15 protein-coding genes are annotated in these 21,431 nt (G+C 50.8%); 13 read left to right on the top strand and 2 right to left on the bottom strand.

What is annotated here, in order from left to right:
• Positions 1 to 22: 22 nt before the first annotated feature.
• Both ACTJKB_RS05795 and ACTJKB_RS05790 read left to right on the top strand, forming a co-directional pair.
• Positions 23 to 1,882, top strand: coding sequence for a beta-glucoside-specific PTS transporter subunit IIABC (locus ACTJKB_RS05795; RefSeq protein ID WP_440832394.1), 1,860 nt, complete (start codon positions 23 to 25; stop codon positions 1,880 to 1,882).
• A gap of 48 nt (positions 1,883 to 1,930) precedes the next feature.
• Entirely contained in the window at positions 1,931 to 3,388 is a 1,458-nt protein-coding gene (locus ACTJKB_RS05790) for a glycoside hydrolase family 1 protein (protein ID WP_440832392.1), read from the top strand.
• Between the two features lie 787 nt (positions 3,389 to 4,175).
• Here ACTJKB_RS05790 and ACTJKB_RS05785 read toward each other — a convergent pair.
• Both ACTJKB_RS05785 and ACTJKB_RS05780 read right to left on the bottom strand, forming a co-directional pair.
• Complete coding sequence (locus ACTJKB_RS05785) at positions 4,176 to 5,216, bottom strand: HD-GYP domain-containing protein (protein ID WP_440832391.1); 1,041 nt, start codon at positions 5,214 to 5,216, stop codon at positions 4,176 to 4,178.
• Positions 5,217 to 5,303: 87 nt separating this feature from the next.
• Entirely contained in the window at positions 5,304 to 6,017 is a 714-nt protein-coding gene (locus tag ACTJKB_RS05780; protein WP_440832389.1) for a molybdenum cofactor biosynthesis protein, read from the bottom strand.
• A gap of 153 nt (positions 6,018 to 6,170) precedes the next feature.
• Here ACTJKB_RS05780 and ACTJKB_RS05775 point away from each other — a divergent pair, with 153 nt between their 5' ends.
• The 11 genes from ACTJKB_RS05775 (at position 6,171) to ACTJKB_RS05725 (ending at position 21,333) form a co-directional block, all read left to right on the top strand.
• Positions 6,171 to 7,610, top strand: coding sequence for a bifunctional metallophosphatase/5'-nucleotidase (locus ACTJKB_RS05775; RefSeq protein ID WP_440832387.1), 1,440 nt, complete (start codon positions 6,171 to 6,173; stop codon positions 7,608 to 7,610).
• 77 nt (positions 7,611 to 7,687) lie between these two features.
• A complete protein-coding gene (locus ACTJKB_RS05770; RefSeq protein ID WP_440832385.1) occupies positions 7,688 to 8,515 on the top strand; it encodes an undecaprenyl-diphosphate phosphatase in 828 nt (275 codons plus the stop codon).
• Positions 8,516 to 8,624: 109 nt separating this feature from the next.
• On the top strand, positions 8,625 to 9,728 hold the full coding sequence (locus ACTJKB_RS05765) for an HD-GYP domain-containing protein (protein ID WP_440832383.1): 1,104 nt from the start codon (positions 8,625 to 8,627) through the stop codon (positions 9,726 to 9,728).
• A 222-nt stretch (positions 9,729 to 9,950) separates the two neighbouring features.
• A complete protein-coding gene (gene yfkAB / locus ACTJKB_RS05760) occupies positions 9,951 to 11,087 on the top strand; it encodes a radical SAM/CxCxxxxC motif protein YfkAB (protein ID WP_440832381.1) in 1,137 nt (378 codons plus the stop codon).
• Between the two features lie 18 nt (positions 11,088 to 11,105).
• Positions 11,106 to 12,464 carry a hemolysin family protein gene (locus ACTJKB_RS05755; RefSeq protein ID WP_440832379.1) on the top strand — a complete coding sequence of 453 codons (1,359 nt, stop codon included), beginning with the start codon at positions 11,106 to 11,108 and terminating at the stop codon, positions 12,462 to 12,464.
• 282 nt (positions 12,465 to 12,746) lie between these two features.
• Positions 12,747 to 13,631, top strand: a complete 885-nt coding sequence (locus ACTJKB_RS05750) for a carbohydrate ABC transporter permease (RefSeq protein WP_440832377.1) — start codon at positions 12,747 to 12,749, stop codon at positions 13,629 to 13,631.
• An 18-nt stretch (positions 13,632 to 13,649) separates the two neighbouring features.
• Positions 13,650 to 14,483 (top strand): carbohydrate ABC transporter permease, encoded by an 834-nt coding sequence (locus ACTJKB_RS05745; protein WP_440832375.1) that lies wholly within the window; start codon positions 13,650 to 13,652, stop codon positions 14,481 to 14,483.
• 6 nt (positions 14,484 to 14,489) lie between these two features.
• A complete protein-coding gene (locus ACTJKB_RS05740) occupies positions 14,490 to 16,250 on the top strand; it encodes a cache domain-containing sensor histidine kinase (protein WP_440832373.1) in 1,761 nt (586 codons plus the stop codon).
• Between the two features lie 11 nt (positions 16,251 to 16,261).
• Positions 16,262 to 17,890: a response regulator gene (locus ACTJKB_RS05735; protein ID WP_440832371.1), complete on the top strand. Its 1,629-nt coding sequence runs from the start codon at positions 16,262 to 16,264 to the stop codon at positions 17,888 to 17,890.
• A gap of 114 nt (positions 17,891 to 18,004) precedes the next feature.
• Positions 18,005 to 19,396 (top strand): ABC transporter substrate-binding protein, encoded by a 1,392-nt coding sequence (locus ACTJKB_RS05730; protein ID WP_440832369.1) that lies wholly within the window; start codon positions 18,005 to 18,007, stop codon positions 19,394 to 19,396.
• Positions 19,396 to 21,333 (top strand): alginate lyase family protein, encoded by a 1,938-nt coding sequence (locus tag ACTJKB_RS05725; protein WP_440832367.1) that lies wholly within the window; start codon positions 19,396 to 19,398, stop codon positions 21,331 to 21,333. Before ACTJKB_RS05730 ends, ACTJKB_RS05725 begins: the two co-directional genes overlap by 1 nt.
• The last annotated feature ends 98 nt before the right edge of the window (positions 21,334 to 21,431 follow it).

The raw sequence follows: 21,431 nt of genomic DNA, 5'->3' as shown, positions 1-21,431 counted from the left end.
TAATTTAAAAGGAGCAAACCATATGAGCAACAAGGACTTGTCCAAACAGATCATCGCACTTGTTGGCGGTGAATCCAATGTGAATTCGGTTTTCCACTGCGCCACACGCTTAAGATTCAAGTTGAAGGACAATGGTAAGGCGGATAAAGCAGCACTCGAAAAAACTCCCGGTGTCATTACAGTAGTCGAGAACAGCGGCCAGTTCCAGGTTGTCATCGGCAACAATGTCGCCCAGGTCTTTGAGCAGATCATGAAGGAAACCTCACTACAGGATGCGGAGAAAAACGGCAAAGAAGATGATTCCTCCGAAAGTACAGGTGTTCTCGGTAAAGCGGTAGATATTATCTCCAGTATCTTTTCTCCTATACTCGGGGCACTTGCAGGTGCAGGGGTCCTCAAAGGGTTGCTGGCGTTAATTCTGTCACTGAAGTGGATCAGCGCCACAAGCGGTACCTACCTGATTCTGAATGCGGCGTCGGACAGCGTGTTCTACTTCCTTCCGGTGTTTCTCGCAGTAACAGCAGCACGGAAGTTCAAAGCCAATCAATTCGTATCCGTGGCTATTGCCGGAGCACTAATCTACCCGTCGGTCATTACTGCTGTCGGCTCCACGGAATCGCTGAACTTTATAGGAATACCGATTGTACTGGTCAATTATTCCTCCAGCGTTATTCCGATCATTCTAGCGGTATGGGTACAATCCTCTGTAGAGAAATGGTTCCGTTCGATTATCCATGAATCGGTCCGGAATATCCTGGTTCCGATGTTCGCGCTGCTGATTGTCATTCCTTTGACATTCCTGGCGTTTGGTCCTGTAGGCTCACTGATCAGTGAAGGACTGGCTTCCGGGTACACCTGGCTGTATAATCTTAGTCCGCTTGTCGCTGGGGCCATCGCCGGAGCGTTCTGGCAGGTGTTCGTTATCTTTGGTGTTCACTGGGGCTTTGTCCCGATTATGCTCAGCAATATTGCCACTCTTGGTTACGATACCATGCTGCCGATTCTGGCCGCTGCTGTACTCTCGCAAGCTGGTGCTGTATTCGGTGTGTTCCTGAAGTCCAAGAATACGCAGCTAAAAGCGTTATCCGGATCATCTACATTGGCTGCTGTGTTCGGGATCACCGAGCCAACCATCTACGGGGTCACCTTGAAGCTTAAAAAGCCTTTTATCTACGCCTGTATCTCAGGGGCAATAGGGGGAGCTATTATCGCTGTGGGTGGTGCCAGAGCTATTGCCTTTTCCTTGCCGGGGCTGTTAGCGCTGCCAACGTATTTCGGCACCGGGTTTGCCTGGGCGGCTATCGGGATTGTGGTGGCCTTTGTACTTGCCGTTATTCTGGTATTCGTGCTTGGGTTTGACGACCCTGAAGCAGCAGCTACAGAGAATGCTTCCCGGCCGTTCGTGAACCAGGAGATTACAGAAATCGATAAAGAGATGATCTTCAGTCCGCTTACGGGTACTCTGTTGCCGCTGGAAAGTCTGCCTGATGAAGCCTTCGCCACAGGTGCAATGGGAAAAGGGATTGTGATAGAGCCGTCCTCCGGCGTATTAACTTCTCCTGTGAATGGGACTGTAACGACCGTATTCCCTACGGGTCATGCCATCGGTATCACTTCTGAAGGCGGTGCTGAGCTGTTAATTCATGTTGGGGTCAACACGGTCAAGCTGAAGGGCAAGCATTTTCATAAAAAAGTGCAGGAAGGTGACAAAGTCGAACAGGGCCAGCTGCTGCTGGAGTTTGATGTGGATGCGATCCGCGCAGCCGGATTCGTGACAGCAACACCTGTGATTGTAACCAACTCTGCCGGTTATCTGGATGTCCTGAAGAATACGGGTACGGAAGCAAGAAACGGCGAGCTTTTGCTAACACTAATACACTAGAAGCCAGAGGTGGCAGCAAGCCACACTGGAGGAGAAGGAGCGTAACAGATGACTGCAATCCAAAAAGGATTTCCGGGAAACTTCTTATGGGGCGGTGCAACCGCCGCCAACCAGCTCGAGGGTGCATATAATGCAGACGGCAAAGGCTTGTCCAGTGCGGATATGGTCGCTTATGTGCCCAAGGCCGAGCGCAGCAATGATCATGCTATTGAAATTACATCCGAGCGGATCGATCAGATCCTGTCCGGGGAGTTCACCGCACGGTTTCCGAAGCGTGAAGGGGTGGATTTCTATCACCGGTATAAAGAGGATATTGCTCTTTTTGCCGAAATGGGATTCAAGGTCTTCCGCCTGTCGATCAACTGGGCGCGGATCTTCCCGAATGGCGATGATGCGGAGCCGAATGAAGCGGGTTTGCAGTTCTATGACAATGTATTTGATAAGCTGCATAAATACGGCATCGAGCCTCTGGTAACACTAGCCCATTACGAGACGCCGCTGGGACTGACGCAGAAATACAACGGCTGGGCTTCACGCGAAGTCATCACCTGCTTTACCCGATATGCGGAGACTGTCTTCCGTCGTTACAAGGATAAGGTGAAATACTGGATTACCTTCAATGAGATTAATATGATGACTCTGAGCCCTTTTACCGGAGGCGGGGTTGTGATTGACCGGGCGGAGAACAAGCTCCAGACGATCTATCAGGCGCTTCATCACCAATTTGTGGCGAGTGCACTGGCAACCAGGCTGGTGCATGAGATCATTCCCGGCTCGCAAATGGGCTGCATGCTGGCACGGATGGAGAGTTACGCCAATACCTGTAACCCTGAGGATGTGCGTCTCAATCAGCATGAGAATCAGATGAATCTGTACTTTACGGATGTGCATGCCCGTGGCGAGTACCCCAAATATATGGAGCGTTACTTCGCAGAGAATCATGTGGTTCTCCTGAAAGAACCGGGTGACGATGAGATTCTGAAGCTTCACACAGTGGATTATGTGGCATTCAGCTACTATATGACGCTGACCGTATCGGCTAGTCCGGAAGGCGAGCGTGCGCAAGGCAATCTGTTCGGAGGTGTGAAGAACCCGTATCTGAAGGCCTCTGAATGGGGCTGGCAGATTGACCCCATCGGGCTGCGGATCATGCTGAACACGATGTACGACCGTTACCAGAAACCTTTGTTTATTGTAGAAAATGGTCTGGGTGCGTATGACAAGGTGGAAGCAGACGGATCCATTCATGACACTTACAGGATTGACTACCTTCGCCAGCACATCGCCCAGATGAAGGAAGCTATCCTGGACGGCGTTGAGCTGATCGGCTATACCAGCTGGGGCCCTATTGATCTGGTGAGCATGTCCACCTCGGAGATGTCGAAGCGCTACGGGTTTATCTATGTGGATCTGGATGACGAAGGCAACGGAACCTTGAACCGTTCGAAGAAGGATTCTTTTCACTGGTACAAAAAAGTCATCGCCAGTAATGGTGAAGAGCTGTAGAAGGGGGCTGCAAGCGGCTACGGTGGAGCTATAGCTGTAGTGGATAGCGGCTGAGCTGGACCGGATATTGATTGGCCCGCCGCTGCAAGTTGAAGTTCTACGAGCCGAACCTAGAAACGTGCAGAAGACCAGCTCATAATAATAACAGGGGATTCCCATACCGTCCGGTGAGGGAGTCTCCTGTTTTTTGTTATTATTCAGCTAGGAATGAGTGATTAGAGCTGAGTGTGTTTGGACCTGTGTGTTCTGCTGTGCTGGAGGGACGACGGGCGCAGAAGGTAAACGTGTAGTGCGTAGAACTGCAGTTACGTAAAGTGGAATTAGTTCACTTAAATAGATGGAAAAACGTTATACCGGGGGTAAAGTGGGAAAAAGTAAACTTAATTGAAGAGAATTCACCCAAAACGACGGAAATCGGTCGAATTAGGTATCCTTTCTCCAACTAAACTTGCTGGGAAGCTGGAAGCTGTAATTTAAGTTCACTTTTTCCACCTGAGCCTACACCCAGGCCGGATAACTGAATACATACTCTGTAAATCCAGGACACAATTAGTTTATTCCTGATCCCAAGGGTGCTGGTTACGCAGTATAGCATTGAAACTCCCTGCTTTGTATAGCAAAGCAGGGAGTTTCAATGCGGACCAATGCGCCGAACAATCCTTCCGTCCGCTACAGCAGCAGAGCTCCACCGAGCTCCTGGTGCCCAAAGGGTGGAACCCTTGGAGCATCCCTTGGCTAAAGGAGGGCTTGGGAGGGATCAGAAAACCGTTTGGGGAGGGATTGCCTCCTATTCCATATAAATCTCCACCACTGTAATCTTGCGTTCGCGGGCCAGGTCCAGAAATTTGCCTCCGCTCTGCACGAGCGGACGGAAGACGTCGAGCGGATTGTTCATGATGATCACACCCATGTCCCCTGTATTCAGCAGCACATGTTTGCCAATGAAATTGGGCATCAAATGCTGGATAAAGGCTTGTACCGGTTTTCCGTTCAGCTTACCGAAGCTGAGGGTGTTGATCTCACGAAGAACGGAAATCAGTTCCTGCTTAGATTGATATATCCGGTGAGAGGTCATGGCGCTGTAGATGTCGGCCACAGCGGCAATCTGGGAATAAGGGTGAATATCATCTTTGGTCAACTGATGAGGATACCCGGTACCGTCTTCACGTTCATGATGCTGAAGTGCCACAAGGGCGGTGCTGGGGTCATCCATGGAATTGCGGATTATTTCATAACCATAAATCGTATGTAGTTTGACTTCGTCAAATTCTGCCGCAGTCAGCTTGCCGGGCTTGTTCAGAATGTCTGGAGAAATCCGGCATTTGCCGATATCGATGAGATAGCCTGCCCGGCCGATTTCATAACATTCCTTCTTCGGATATCCAAGCCATGTTGCTATATAATAAGAAAGCATGCCCACCTGCAACGAGTGGTTATAAGTATAATTGTCTTCCCGGTCAAGCAGTAACAGTAAGGATACCACATCCTTGTGTTTGTCCAAGGAATTCAGCGAAGGCTGAAGGATGTCATCCACCACCGTTTGATTGAAGCTTCCCTTGGTTAACGCTTCCATATACACCGATTCAAAACCGTCAATCATGGTATCGAAATTACTGGAAGCTGCCTGGATGACAGATGATCTGATGGAAGGCGCCGGATCTTCCTGAATGGATTCGATATCAACGTAATCTACTCCAAGCTGCATCAGTTTAGCGATCTCTTCTATTTGGAGATGTGTTCCTTTGGGCAATACATGCAGCCCTTTTGAGCTAAAGGTATCCATCCGGAGGGAATCTCCCGGTTTCAGATCCGTCACGTGTACTCTCAATGACTATGCCACCTTACTATAGTTATTTTTTTCCAGCATAGCAACAAAGTTAAGATTATTCAATAGGTGGAAAAGTTATTCTGGGCGTTACAGAGTGCGGTATTTCATAGCATTGGAATCCGCTCCAAGCCACTGTTCTCCGGAGTCGCCAATGTCTTTTTTCCAAACGGGTACTATTGCTTTCAGCTTCTCAATGGCATACCGGCTCGCCTCATAACAGGTATCACGGTGTGGGGCAGATACAGCGATCATCACGCTTGCTTCCTTAAGGCCTACAAGCCCGGTTCGGTGTGCAATCGCACAGCGGGCATCCCACTTCTCCTCGACCTCCTTGCCGATTTCCTGCAACTTGGAGAGGGCCATGGGGACATATGCTTCATAGTACAATGCTGTTGTGCGCTGGGTGCCGGTCATCTCACGGGTTGTGCCGACGAAGAGCAGGGAGGCACCGTGACCTTCATCCAGCACTTTGTTCAGCAGAGCTTCTCCGTTCAGGGGCTGGCCCGTTATGCTAAACCGTCCGTCCGGTGTCTCCAGGTCCTCTTCAGCCGGTTCTCCCCCGGACACAGGAGGGATAAGCGCTACCTCGGAAGCTTCGGAAATGACGGAGACCTCCGGAGCATACTCATGGTCAATGGCAACCAGGGACACTTTGATCTGCGGGGCTGCATCCGGATAGGAGGCAGAGAGCAGTTCTTTGAGTCTTCCGGCAGTAAGCGGAACCTCATGGGAATGGAAGTCCAGCGAGGAGGAGCCGATGATTTCGGCCAGACCAGCGAACAGACGAATGGACACATGCATGCTTGATTCACCTCGGAATGTAGGGTTAGTGGACTTTCAATAATGATTCCAATATACCATATTGAATCTGAAAATGTTATGCTATGCACTATAAGATTACAAGCCTGCCGCTAATCATAAAACGGCTTTACAGGTGGGAGGGAAAAGAAGCGTATGGAGCGAGCCGTGCAGAGGTTGGTTCTGATTCACACCAATGATATACATAGCCACTTTGAAATGATGAGCCCCGTTGCTGCTGAAATAGCCAAGCTGAAGGCAATAGCAGGGGACGAGCCTGTGCTGTTAATGGATATTGGCGATCACATGGACCGGTTTTCTGTGGAGACCGAGGGGACCATGGGTCAGGCGAATATCGATATGATTAACCTGACCGGTTACGATGCCATAACTATAGGCAACAATGAAGGGCTGACCTTTCCCCGGGAGATGCTCTCTGTCCTGTATGCAGGCATCCAGTGTCCGGTGGTATGCTGCAACATTCTGGAGAGCTCTACCGGAGAGCCTCCCGGCTGGATGAAGCGCCATGCGATCCTGGAGAAAGATGGTATCAAGATAGGGGTTACGGGAGCTACCGCTGCATTTGCCTCTTTTTATTCGCTGCTGGGCTGGGAGGCCCTGGATCCGGAGAAGGCGCTTCGTGAACAATGTGAACTGCTGGCTCCGCAGGTAGATCTTCTGATTATTCTGTCCCATCTGGGGCTTCCGGCAGATAGGCGGCTGGCCGAGCAACTGAAGGGGGTTCATGCCATTCTTGGCGGCCATACCCATCATATGCTGGAGACGCCGCAGATTATTAACGGAACTGCGGTCTGCGGTGCCGGTAAGTTCGGCCGTTATGTGGGACGGCTTATTTTTGAGCGGGCGTCTGCCGGTAACCCCTTTGAGCTGGCAAGCGGCCAATGTTTCCCTGTAGACCCATCGCTTACCGAGGATGTGATACTCCCTGCTGCGGCGCTGCATTTACAGCATGGGCGGGAGGTTCTTAACGAGACAGTAGCCATCACCGACCGCGAGCTTGCGCTGGATACGCAGGGGGAATCCCCATTTGGCAACCTTCTGGCGCAGGCTGTAAGACGATATACAGGAGCACCGATATCACTGGTCAACAGCGGGCAACTGCTTGAATCTCTACCGGCAGGCAACATTACTGCAGGGATACTGCATGCGCTGTGTCCCTCTCCGATTAATGCCTGTGTTGTTCAGCTTAAGGGAGAGGATATTCGTAGTGCTCTTGAGCAGAGCCTTACAGAAGAGTACCGGACCAAGGCAATTTTCGGCTACGGATTCCGGGGGAAAGTACTGGGCAGCCTTGCTGTGGATGGATTAAAAATCCTGTACGATCCAAGAGTCATGCCTTATGATAACGGTATTGCCGTTTTTGTTGCCGGGGAACCGCTGGATGACGATGCCATTTATTCGGTAGGAACACTGGATATGTTCACGTTCCGCACAGGCTATGAGAGCATTGCAAACGGAACGGAACCGTTGTATCTGTTGCCTCATTTCCTGAGGGATTTGCTGCGGATGGAACTGCAGCGTCCGGGAAGCCTTGAAGAAAGCGAGTCTCTCCGCTGGGAGAATAGGTCTGTATAGGTATTGACTTTACTATGTATGAGTACTAGGAACAGTGGCCGCATTAGGTTTCATTTTCTTAAGATCAGGAGGATTATATGGATACTATTACAGCAATTATTCTGGCAATTGTAGAAGGAATAACAGAATTTATCCCGGTATCATCTACGGGACACATGATTTTAACAACCAAGCTGCTCGGATTTGATGAGCAGTCACCGATTATGAAGACGTATGAGATTGTCATTCAGCTCGGAGCGATTTTGGCTATTGCGCTGGTGTACCGCCAGCGGATTTTGAACTTGTTGGGCATCGGGCGTCGCCGCACAGGCAGAGGCGGAGTCATGCCGGCCTCCAGACTGAATCTGATCCATGTCCTTCTAGGAATTGTACCGGCGCTTGCGGTAGCTTTCATAGCCCGTGACTTCATCAAAAGTCTCTTTGGAGCCCCCACAGTACTCTGGGCGCTTGTCGCCGGCGGGATTCTGATGATTGTTGCGGAATGGGTGAATCGGCGGAAGATCCGGATCACGGCTCACGAGCTGGATGATTTATCTTACGGCCAGGCGCTGGCCATAGGTCTCTATCAGATTATTTCCGTACTGTGGCCGGGATTTTCACGCTCCGGCTCAACCATCTCGGGCGGTATGCTGAGTGGGGTCAGCTATAAGGCTTCAGCGGACTTTTCGTTCCTGATTGCAATCCCGATTATGTGTGCGGCATCAGGTTATGAGCTGCTCGATTCCTATCAATATTTCACGAAAGATACGATTATGGATTTCGCGATCGGGTTTGTGATTTCATTTGCAGTCGCATATGTGGTTGTCGTGGCATTCATGAAGATGATCCAGAAGATTAGACCGACCCATTTCGCGATCTACCGCTTTATTCTGGCAGCTGTCTTCTGGCTGTTTATTATGCGTTAATTCACAAGCTCTTGACTAATCGCTAAAGGTAACGGTATATACACAGAGAGTCACCTGGGGATTTTGAAACAGAATAGCAATTTACCGTTAAAGGCAGGAGTGAGCCAAGGTGCGTCTAGTATCCGTGAATCGGCTTCAGGCGGGAATGAAGCTGGGTAAAAAAATATATAATGATGAAGGGCTGGTTCTCCTTGCGGATGGAGTAGAGCTTACTGATGCATTGATCAAGCGTCTGGCCAAGATTGACATCGGCTATATCTATATAGAGGATTCCCTCACGGAAGATGTTGAGATTACCGGCATGCTGCAGGACGAGACACGCAATCAGGCGCTCAAGGTCGTCAGGAACCAGTTCCAGAAGATGTCAGGAGCTTCCGGCATTACCAAGGGCTTTTATCATCTGGATAAGAAATTCTCCAAAGTGATGGATTCCATTCTGGATGATTTGGCTACGCAGGAGGATCCCATGATTATGCTCCTTGATATGCACACAGCCGACAACTACCTGTATGCTCACTCTCTGAATGTATGCCTGTACACGCTGGTGCTTGGAATTGCTTACGGCTACAGCAGGGAAGAACTGCGGGTTATTGGACTGGGTGCGCTGCTACATGATATCGGCAAAACGCAAATTCCCGTCAAAATCGTGCAGAAGGCCGGCATGCTCAGCGACGAGGAGTTCCGGCACATGCAGGCTCATACGGAGATCGGCTACCGGATTCTCAAGGAAGAGCCGAATATCCCGCTGCTTGCAGCGCACTGCGCACTGCAGCACCATGAGCGTATCGACGGCTCGGGGTATCCGCGCGGGTTGACCGGTCCGCAAATTCATGAATATGCTAAGTGGCTCGGCGTTGCAGACTCGTATGATGCGATGACCTCGAACCGGATCTACAAGAAAGCCATGCTGCCACATCAGGCGGTAGAAGCGCTGTATGTAGGGTCAGGAACACTGTATGAACAGAAGCAGCTCGAGCTGTTCAGAGACCGTGTGGCCATCTATCCGCTTGGATTAACCGTCAAGCTTAGTACGGGGGAGAGCGGTGTCGTAGTCAAAATTGACCCGTCAACGCCGCACAGACCGGTTGTGCGTGTGCTGAACGGACCTGAAGGTGAACCGGTCGTTCCGTTTGAGCTTAATTTGGGCAGCAAGCTTTCTGTAGTAATTGTGGATGTGACCGATGAAGACGGGGCTGTGGTGAGAACCACCTGAGTCCCGGTTCGAAGCGAGGACAGGAAACGGGCAGGCCGCATGAGTGCGGAGCATCGTTGCCGTCCCGCTTTTTTATTTTACAGATGGGGGCATAAGCGGCTTGTGTTAAGCCCTTTCTGCAGTTTTTTGCAAAGTCGTGGTATGATATAGGTTAAGTTACCGTTCTTTTTCACTTCTTTTGGGTTAATAATAAGGAATACGCATCGAAGGAGCACCATGAAAATGAGTATATTAGAGCCATCTTCATCACCAATACGGGAGCTGTCGCCAAGCTACGATCCCTGGGACCCGATCACTTCACTCCGCCAGCATGGGCGTCATGTGCTGACCAGTGTGGAGATGACGGTGACCAATCTGTGCAACATGCGCTGTGAGCATTGCGCAGTTGGCGACAGCCTAGCCACCAGAGAAGGAGAAATGCTGCCGCTGAAAAATATGCTGGACCGTCTGGAAGAGGTTGAACATCTGCAGACGATCAGTATTACAGGCGGCGAGCCGATGTTCCGCGCCAGTACTGTGGAGAATATCATCGTGCCGCTGCTCAAATATGCCCGTGAACGGGGCATCCGTTCACAGATCAATTCCAATCTCACTATGCCTTACTCCCGTTATGAGCAGCTGCTGCCGTACCTGGATGTCATGCATATCTCTTTCAACTATGTGAATGGAGATGACTTCCATGAGGTGGGCTTCGCGAACAGCGGCCATCCGGTTTCTAAGGAAGCGGCTTACCGGCTCTATGACACTATGCTGGAAAATTCCCGCCGGCTCAGTAATGACGGTATGCTGATATCAGCGGAATCAATGATCAATTACCGGACGCATAATAAGCTGCCGGCCATTCATAAGCTGATTGGCGAGATGGGGGCAAGGCGGCATGAGGTACATCCGATGTACGCGTCCAGCTTTGCATCGAAGCTCCCTGTGCTGTCCCTGAAGGAAATGGGGGCAGCGATCCATGATCTGCTGGACCACCGCAATCCCGAAATGTGGATGCTGTTCGGCACGCTTCCTTTCTTTGCCTGCAGCTTTCTGGAAGAAGACCAGAAGCTTCTCCGCCGATTGCGGGAGGAGAAAAACGTTACCTTGCGCAATGATCCGGACGGCAGAAACCGGGTGAATGTCAATTTGTTCACAGGGGATGTGTTTGTGACGGATTTTGCCGATATTTCCGCCTTTGGCAACATTGGCAGCGGCAAGCTGGATGATATCTTTAGCGAGTGGCAGATGAAACACCCGCTCAATCAGAAGGTGAATTGCCACTGTGATGAAGCCGGCTGCTGTGGTCCCAATCTTCTCGTAGCCGATATGTATTATCCGAAGGTTGATTTCAAAACAAGAAAAGCGATCACTCTGTAGAAATGAGGCGTTGTTATAGTGCATGCGGAATTTGAAGTAGGGAGATTGCTGCTCAATCTTTTGCTGGTTCTGGTGCTCGTATTGTTGAACGGCATCTTTGTGGCAGCCGAGTTCTCGCTTGTGAAGGTGAGGCAGTCGCGCCTTACGCAGCTGGTCAGTGAAGGCAATAAGATGGCCGGGTATGCGCTGAAGGTTAACAAAAAACTGGACTCCTATCTGTCGGCTACCCAGTTCGGGATTACACTAGCCTCGCTGGGGCTGGGTTGGGTCGGGGAACCGGCCATTTCCGAATTGCTCGTCGAGCCGCTGATGGTTCAGATTGGTGTTACTGACCATACTCTGATCTCCACAGTGTCCGTGATTGTCGGGTTCTCGATCATTACGTTTTTACATATTGTGCTGGGGGAGCTTGCACCGAAGTCCCTGGCCATTCAAAAAACAGAAGGCTCCGCGTTGCTGCTGTCCGCACCGCTGATGTTCTTTTATAATGTGTTTCTGCCGTTTATCTGGGTGCTGAACGCTTCGGCCAATGCGCTCCTGAGGCTGGTGGGTGTAGAGCCGGCCAGTGAGGCGGAGGCGGCTCACTCGGAAGAAGAAATCCGTATCCTGATGAATCAAAGTGCCAAAAGCGGGGTCATCGATAAGGATGAGATGAAGCTGATGGACAACATCTTTGAATTCTCCGATCTGCTGGCCCGTGAGGTCATGCTCCCGCGCACGGATATGGATGTGTTATACAGCAATCTTTCTTTGGAAGAAAATATGCGGATTATTACGGAAACGAAGCATTCCCGCTATCCGGTGGCTTTTGAGGACAAGGACCGGATCATCGGCTTCATTCATATCACCGACCTGTTGTTTGCAGAGGCAGCACAGCAGAATGATCTGGCTTCGCTGGTCCGCCCTATCCTTAATGTACCGGAATCCATGGAGATCAGCCATGTGCTGCGGCTTATGCAGAAGAACAAGGCCCAGCTTACGCTGGTGGTGGACGAATATGGCGGGACAGCCGGACTGCTCACAGCCGAAGAAATCCTAGAAGAGATTGTAGGCGACCTGCATGATGAGTTCGAGGATGAACGTCCAAGTGTAGAACGCAACGGAGACTACCTCTCTGTAGAAGGCCGGATGCTGATCGAGGATGTAAATGACCTTACGGGTGTAGTGATCGAAGACGATGAAGTGGATTCGATCGGGGGCTGGCTGTTTAAGGAGCTGGAGGGCAATCCTTCCAAAGGCAAGCGGGTAATCGTTGACGATGTTACCTTTGAGGTGGAAGAATCTACGCGTCTGCGGATTACCAGAATCAACATCCACCGTGAAACACCGTTGGCAGTGGATGACGATGAGGCTGGGGAAGATGAGGAAGGCCTGTAACAGGCGAATTAACAGCCCAGGCATGTCTGGGGTACTTGATTGTTCTGACTGGAAGTAAGGTTCCCTGATAAATCAGGGGCCTTTTTTTATTGTCCGGCAATCTTCAGTTCCTTGTCTCTATGTTATGTTTAATCACACACATTCCGATGAATATAATTTGTATCCCTTTTCATTTGCAAATCAAAGTAACAATACCCTACATGATAAAGTTGATACGCCTATCTCGCCAGAGTTCTTCCCTCTTATATACTTTTCTCAAGGAATAAAGAGGGGGATTGCAAGATGAGCAAAAGGACCGCGTATATTTTTATTTTTCCAAGCCTGCTGCTGACATTGGTACTGGGCGTATATCCACTTCTCTGGGCTCTGCGGTATATGTTTTACAACTATCAGGGCTATGGGGAGCCGGTGTATATCGGGCTTGACAACTTTTCCCGTCTGATGAGGGATGGGGAGTTCTGGAATTCAGTGGGGAATACCGGGATCTATGCCGTAGGCAAATTGGTAGTCACGATTCCGTTGTCGCTGATCTTTGCGTTCATTCTGAACCGGAAAATCAGAGGGCGGACGCTGCTCCGGGGCATTTACTATTTGCCTACGGTCTTTAGTGCATCGGTCATGTCCATCGTGTTCTTCATCATTTTCAATTCTTACAATGGCGTGCTTAACCAGTTCCTGCTGAAATATCACGTGATCGGCGAGCCGGTGAGCTGGCTGGGTCCTAAATACGCTATGCTGACTACTATCATGATTGCTATCTGGGGTGCCGTCGGAAACTATATGTTACTGTTCCTCGCCGGACTTCAGGGAATACCGGAGGATCTGTATGAAGCTGCTTCCATAGATGGGGCAACCGAAGCCAGAAAGCTGTGGAGTATTACGATTCCGCTTTTGGGACCCGTAATGCAGATGATCATTATGCTTGCAATTACGATTTCCCTGAAGGGCTATGAGAGTATCATGGTGCTTACCCAAGGGGGACCGTACAACAAGACTGAGGTGATGTATCTGTATCTGTTCAAGCTTCTGTTCCCGATATCGCCGGAAGTACAGACCCAGCAGCAGTTGGGGTACGGTAGTGCGGTAGGCTTTGCAACAGCGCTTATTGTCGGTGTGGTAACGATGATTTACTTCTATTTCTCCAAAAAAATGAGCAACATATCTTAAGCCGGGGAGGATTAATCTATGGTACGGAAATTACTGGGGAAAACCATCCTGTGGGTCTTCCTTCTTGTCAGTGCCGCAATCACCTTGTTTCCCATTGTTGTCGTGATCTTCGGCTCGCTGAAGACGAACCTGGAGCTGACTACTGGCGCTACGGTGCTGCCGGCTACCTGGGAGTTTGGCAACTATGCGACAGCCTGGAAGACGGCGAACTTCTCGCGTTTTACCTGGAACAGCCTGTTTGTCAGCACGATGACGACGATCGGCTCGCTGCTTGTGGCCGCGATGGCGGCGTATGCCGTGGACCGGGCTTCATTTCCGGGGAAAAAAATATATACAGGTCTTTTGGCGAGCACCTTGTTCATTTCAATTGGTGCGGTGGTATTGCGCCCGCAATTCGATCTAATGGTCCAACTGGGCTTGCAAAAATCACTCTGGGGCGTCATTCTTATTCTAATAAGTGCCCATGCTGCGACTTATTTTATGATGATTGGCTTTCTGAAGAATATTCCGCGCGAGCTGGATGAGGCGGCTTGGATCGACGGCTGCAGGCCCTCGGCGGTGTTCTGGAGAATTATTCTCCCATTGCTTCGGCCAGCGCTTGCGGTCGCGGGGCTCAGTGTGTTCCAGAATTCATGGAACGAATATATTCTGCCGTTGGTGTTCACGCTGAGCAATCCTGCGCTGCAGACGCTGCCGGTGGGACTGGCGAATCTGAGATACGGCATCGGCGCGGCCTCCGAATCCCAGCTGATGCTGGCAGGAGCCTGCATTTCCATTTTGCCGCTCCTGGCCGTCTATCTGTTCGCGAACAAATCTTTTATGCAGGTTACACTCGGTGCCGTAAAAGGATGATGAAGGATGAAGTGGAGCTTCTACAAGCTGTCGCTCAAGAACCGCATTCAGATTCTTTATGTATTGCTTACCTTTCTGTGCATCAGCGCGACCGGGCTATTCTCATATAATTTTGCTGCGGATGTAATTGAGGAGAACTCGCTGAAGCTGAAGCAGACCATGCTGAACAAATCGGTGCAGGCACTGGATGAGAGTATGCGGCATATGATCGTATCCCCGTATTCCATGATGATGAGTGAAACCTACGGCAAGGTTATGTCGGATGTGCGAAACGAAAATACCGAACACTTTTACCAGAATCTTTCCCTGCTTCAGACACCCTTCGAACAGCTGCGGCAGGTCGAGCCGGCCGTAGAATCGACGCTGCTTGTTACACCTGTCGGGGAGTTCTATGCTACCAAGGATACGGTGATTAGCCGGGGAAGATTTAATCTGCTATACCAGGAGGAGCTGAAGGACGACTCCTGGAATGTGCACTGGGTGACAGGACATGAGGATACCCTCTTTCAGGGGGAGAAACGTGTGGTATCCCTCATTCTGCGTCCTTTGCGCAATACCTTGAATAATTACAGCCTGCCTGGCGTGTACCTGATGGTGAATTATAAAGAAGACTATATCCGCAATGTGATTGAGCAGAATTTGATCGATGATCAGATTAGGCTTTTTTTGCTAAAACGAGATGGTACCCCTGTCATTCCTACCTCCTATCCCGCGCTTGACGAATTCAAGGATGCACCATTTCTGAAGAATATCGGTGAAAAGGACCAGGGGGCCTTCACTTATGCCAACAGGGAGGATGAACAGCTGATCAACTTCTCAGCGCTTGGCGTGAGTAAGGACTGGATGCTGGTAAGTGTCCAGACCAAGGGGGACCTGCTGGGGCCTATGCGGCAAATCCGCTGGCTGATCCTAGTTATCATGATCGTGTGCATGGCTGTAGCGCTGATGTTCTCCAGCTTCCTGTCCAAGCTGCTGCTGAAACCGCTGCATAAACTCTACAATCTGATGCTCCGGGTCGAAAATAACGATCTGGAGGTACGGTTTGAGAGCAAGTATGAGGATGAGGTGGGCGTGATTGGGCTTCGGTTCAACCGGATGCTGGCACAGATTGAGAATCTGATTGAGGAGATCAAGATTTCGGAGGAGGAGAAGCTGAAGTTCGAGATCAAAGCGCTTCAGGCTCAGATCAATCCTCATTTTCTATATAACACGCTGAATACCATTCTATGGAAAAGCGAGAGCGGACGGAGTGAGCAGGTAGGAGAAATGATCGTCTCGCTATCCTTGCTGTTCCGGCTGGGCCTGAACAACGGACATGAAATGACCACACTCCGGCAAGAGCTGGACCATGCGGAGCAGTATATGCTGCTGCAGCAGCAGTGTTATGATAACCTGTTCACCTATTCGATTCAGGTGCCGGATGACCCTGGTCTGCTTCAGGCTCCTGTCCTGAAGATTCTGCTGCAGCCGCTTGTCGAGAATTCGATCCTGCACGGCTTCAAGGATATGGACGAGCCGGGTCATATTATCATCGAAGCACTGCGTGCCGGGGACGCTCTAGAGCTGCGGGTTAAGGACAACGGCCGCGGGATGGATGCGGACAAGCTGAATAGCCAGGTGGAGCAGCAATTCGAAGGACACTCCAGCTATGCCTTGTACAATATCTTCAGCCGATTGCAGCTGAATTACGGAGACCGGGCTTCGCTCCGCTTCTCAAGCGTTCCACAGATGGAGACTATGGTTGTAATAACAATCCCATTACACTAGGAGGAGTGTTCATGAGTGTTCTGACAATGTGCGTAATGGATGATATCCAAATGGTAGTGAGCGGTGTGGCTTATCAGATCCCTTGGGCAGAGCATGGAATAGAAGTGATCGGAACGGCAGGAGATGGTGAAAAGGGTCTTCAAATGATCCGGGAGCTTCGGCCCGATATCGTCCTTACTGATATTTGCATGCCCAAATTGGGAGGCTGCGACATGATCCGCGAGATCGTGAGGGAGGAGCTACCGACCCGGGTGATTTTTATGAGCGGCTTCAATAATTTTGACTATGCCCAGGAAGCGGTGCGTCTTGGTGCCGCTGATTATTTGCTGAAGCCTTTTACGCGGAAACAGGTGCTGCAGAGTGTGATCAAGGTCAGCAAATCGATTGAGCTGGAACGGGAAAAGGAGGACAAGCTGCTTCGTCTGGAACAGGAAGTGCTTAGAAGCAAGCACCACCTCCGCGATGAGTATCTTCGCAGTCTTCTGCACCAAAGTGTTGGGATGAACCCGCTTGAGCAATGGAGTGAATTCGGTATAGGCGACCTGCTGCCTTCCTACCAGGTACTGATCCTGGAAGCGGAGTACCATTCGGGCAGAGAGCCGTTAGGATCGGAAGCTTATTCAAACAGGTTCATCTGGGAGGAAGCTGACAGAACGCAGATAGAGGCGCTGCTTGGCGCGGCGGTTCCTTCTATTCTGCTGCAGCAAAATGGACATCGCCTGGTAGCGCTGATCCGGAGTACGGCTGTTGATGAGGGAGAGCGGCTGTGGGAGCAATGCGAGAATTCCTTGAAAGGCTTATGCCTGTATCCTGTATCTGTTGGAATCAGTCTGGTCAAACAAGAGCCTTCCGCCATGCAGAGGGCGTACCAGGAAGCGGAGAAGGCACTGGAATACGGCTTCTACAGCACTGGCGCCAGTGTGCACAGCTACGCCAGACTTGATCTGGAGTGCCCTGTGCCGCGGTACTCTCCCGAGAAGGAGCGGGATCTGCTGTACGCACTCCGCAGCGGCAGCAAGGAGCAGATGCGCCAGAGACTGGATGAAATCTTCCTGATGTGGATTCTGCAGGCCGGAGTGCCGGACCCGGCAGCAATCATTCAACTGTTCCAGACCTTGATCTCAACCATTTACAGAACGATGCTGGAACTTGTTAAGGATGAGCAGCATGTGGAGCTTGAGGCGAAAATGTCGCAAATTCAGAGCCGGCAGCGGCAGAATTACGCGGAATGGATGCAGGCCTTGGCAGATTTCTGCGAATTCTCCTGTGATCTGATACAGAGCCGGCAGCTTAAGAATTATTCCCAGCTCATTACACAAGTCAAGCTGTATATTGAGCAGAATTTGAATATGAATCTGACCGTCAACAGCTGCGCCAAGGCGGTGCATATCAGTCCAAGCTATCTGGCCAACCTGTTCAAGAAAGAGACGTCCATGACGCTTGCCAGCTACATTGCCAATGTGCGTATTGAGAAGGCAAAGGAATGGCTGATGGAGGGAATTCAGGTGCAGCTGATCTCCGCGAAGCTCGGTTATGAGGACCGTCCCTATTTCAGTGAGATGTTCAAAAAACACTGCGGAGTTACGCCTTCCACCTTCCGTCAGCAGTATTTTGATGATATGAACCCGAAGAAAAGATGAATTTCCCACTCTACCGCAGTTGATATACCATACTCACATGTCATATCGCACCTTGTATCCTATTAGCAAGGGATCATCAATACCATCCCAAACTAATAACCGGGGGGATTGAAAATGCAAAAGAAATGGTTGGCAATAGCAGGGAATACTCTTCTTACATTGGCTTTGGTCGCTTGTTCATCGACGAATAGTACGAAAAATGAGAAAACGGATTCGGCAGGAGCGTCCGCATCATCAAAGACGAAAGTTGTCTACTGGACACCTGACCGGCATGATGCAGAATTCATGCAGGCGAAGGTGGATGAGTTCAACAAGACGAACACCGATAATATTGAAGTTGAAATGAGCGTAATGGGCGATAACTATCCGCAGGCTGTCGACATTGCTTTTGCCAGTAAGCAGGCCCCCGATGTGCTGCAAATTGACGATTTTCAGACGTATGTCAAGAAAGGGTACCTGACTCCGATCAATGATTATATGAGCGCTGAGATGAAGAAGACCTTTGAAACGACTTTGATTGACCATAAGAACGAAATCGACGGAAAGATATATACATTGCCGAATACCGGACAGACCTGGCGGCTGATTTACAACCAGGATCTGTTCAAGGAGGCCGGTATTGCGAATCCGCCGACAACGCTGGACGAGCTGGTGGCTGATGCCAAGAAAATCACCGAAATGGGCAAGAGCAAGGGCATCTACGGTTTTGCAAGTCCGTTCAAAGGCTCAAGCGGCTTCTTCCGGCCAGCTAATACCATTGCGCCTGCAAGCACAACAGTAGGTGTGGACGGCTTCAATTATGTTACAGGTGAATTTGATTTCAGCATGTATAAGGGAGCGGCCCTTGCGCTTCGCCAGATGATGGAGGACGGCAGCATGCTTCCAGGCGTGGAGAGTCTCGACATTGACCCGCTGCGTGCGCAATTCGCCCAGGGTAAAATCGGCATGTACTTCAATCACTCCGGTGAACCGGGTGTCTACAAAGAACAGTTCCCGACAGAGATCAATTGGGCGGCTGCACAGCCTCCAACGGAAGATGGAACCATCAAGGGCGCTGTACAAATCGTAGGCGGTTCCTACATCGGCATCAGCAATGACTCTGCACATAAGGATGCAGCCTGGAAATTCATGGAGTATGTCTACAGCCTGGATCTTCAGACGGCTTATTACGAGAATGGTTATGGCGTATCTTTGATCCCTGCAGTGCTGGAGAAAGGTAAGAAACCGGAGATCAAGGGTATTGAAGGCTTTCTTCCGAAAAAATACGATGCTCTCTATCCTGCAAATCCTACGGTTGCTACAGAGAGCCAGGTGGAAGGTTCCAAGTGGGCGGAGGAATTCTCCAAATTCGTCCTTGCCGGCGGCGACGTGGACAAGGTAGTTACGGATCTGAACACCCGCTACAACGAAGCACTCAAGAAAGCCCGTGAGTCAGGCTTGACAACCATTCAGGCAGATCCAAGCTTCAGTTCAGTCAACCTGCAAGGGAAGCTATCGAACGAATAATGAGTACTTATTATCTAACCCATAAAGAGCTGGAGCAAGCTGCCCGGCTATACCGTGAGGAATATCCGGCGCTTGCTGATGCCTCATTACTCATCGCGGACCATGCCTGCGCCAATGAGCTGATGATTCCGTACACGAATGATCTCTCGACCTGGATCCATATGGGGGAGCAGGTTGACTGGCTCTATAATCCCTCGAAGGATCCCGAGTTCATCTGGGGCATTAACCGGCACTGGCATATGCTCGACCTGGGCAAAGCCTACCTGCTGACAAAGGACGAGAAATACGTCCTGAGCTATATCCAGCATTTCCGGGGATGGTGCACACAGAATCCACCTCCGGGACTGCCTTACGAAGAAGCGGTATACTTCCAGCTGCCAGGTCCGTGGCGGCTGCTGGAAACCGGCCTGCGGGTGCAATCCTGGATTTCGGCTTACGCTTATATGCAAACCAGTGAGCTGCTTGATGCGGCATTTGTCTCGGAGCTGCATGCCGCTCTGGAGCAGCATGCAGAGTATCTGACCCGTTATCTGGGCGGGACGGAGATCAATCACGCCATAATGCATATGCAGGGCCTGTCCATGATCGCCGAATTCCTTGACCGCAACGAACGGGCACCGTATTGGCGCCAGCTCGCCATGGAGCGATTGGAGCTGTGTCAGCATCATCAGATTGGCCCGGAAGGGGTGCAATCCGAGCTGACCACCCACTACCATGATGCCAGTATTGAGATGTTCGGTACGCCTTATCTGCTGGGGAAGCTTGCCGGGTACCCTTTTCCAGAAACGTATGGAACCCAGCTGCGGCGGATGGCTTCCTTCTCGCTGGCGATGATCCGCCCGGATCACCGCTCCACAGCGATCGGAGACTCGGATTGGGTCAGTAATGGAAGAGAACGGGTCGCCTTTCTCGGAGCTATACTGGAGGATGACGATTTAATTGCTCAAGGTGCCGTCAGTTCTGAGTTTCTGTGGCTGTTCGGTGCTGAGAAATATAAACGGTATGCCGAATTACAGCAGAACATGCAGGTGGAAGCGGGTAGCCAGGCCTTTCCGCAGACCGGATACTATATGCTGAGGGACACGAATCAATATCTCTTCTTCGATGCGGCGCCGATGGGAGGCGCACATGGCCATGCCGACGCACTTAATCTGGAGTGGTACTACAAGCGGCAGCTGATCTTCGCCGATCCCGGAAGGTACACCTATGAGGAAGGTGAGTGGAGGCATTATTTCAAAAGCACCTCCGCACATAACACGGTTCTGGTGGATGGGCTGGATCAGACACCGTATGTATCAACACAGCAATGGGGCCAACCCTTGGCTGAATGCCAGACCCACCGCCGGGTGAGCACAGAGGATTATGACTTCATCGATGCTTCGCATAATGGCTATATGCGGCTGGAGCAGCCGCTGCTGCACCGCCGGTGGCTGCTGATGGGGAAAAGCGTACCTCTGCTGCTGATTATCGACTGGCTGGAAGGCGAGGGAAGACATGAGGTGGAACAGCGTTTTCAGCTTCACCCGGATGCGGCAGTCTCTGGGACTGTGAACGAAGAGCTTTATCCGGCGGTGAAGATTGATTATCCCGCCAATGCGCTTAGAATGCAGATCTTTTGGGCAGCCTGTGGGCAGGACTCACAGCCGGAGCATCCGCAGATAGATCTGATACCAAGCTGGGTATCGGAGATTTACGGCTCCAAGCAGGAAAGTATGAGCCTCGCTGCCAAGCTGGTGACCGGGGAAAGCTCGGGAATAGCGGCGGTCGTGCTGCCTCAAGATTTGAAGCTCCCGGCAGATGGAAAAGAGTGGCGGCTTGAACGGTTGGATCTGAATCGCACGGAGCAGACGGTAACCCTCGCATTGATCTGCGGCAGCCACAGACTGGACGTCGGGGTCAATGGAGAACAGGTCCATTGGAATATGAGAGACCTGTAGAGCTTGTGAAAAAATAAAGTAGATAGCAGTGGGCAAAGTGTCCCAAGGACCATTTAGCGGTTCTTGGGACACTTTTTTGCGTAATTCTATATCTGATG

Origin of the sequence: Paenibacillus sp. 22594, from assembly GCF_052044425.1 — a bacterium.
Classification (GTDB): Bacteria; Bacillota; Bacilli; order Paenibacillales; family Paenibacillaceae; genus Paenibacillus_AQ.
This window is presented reverse-complemented; position numbering and strand designations above follow the sequence as displayed.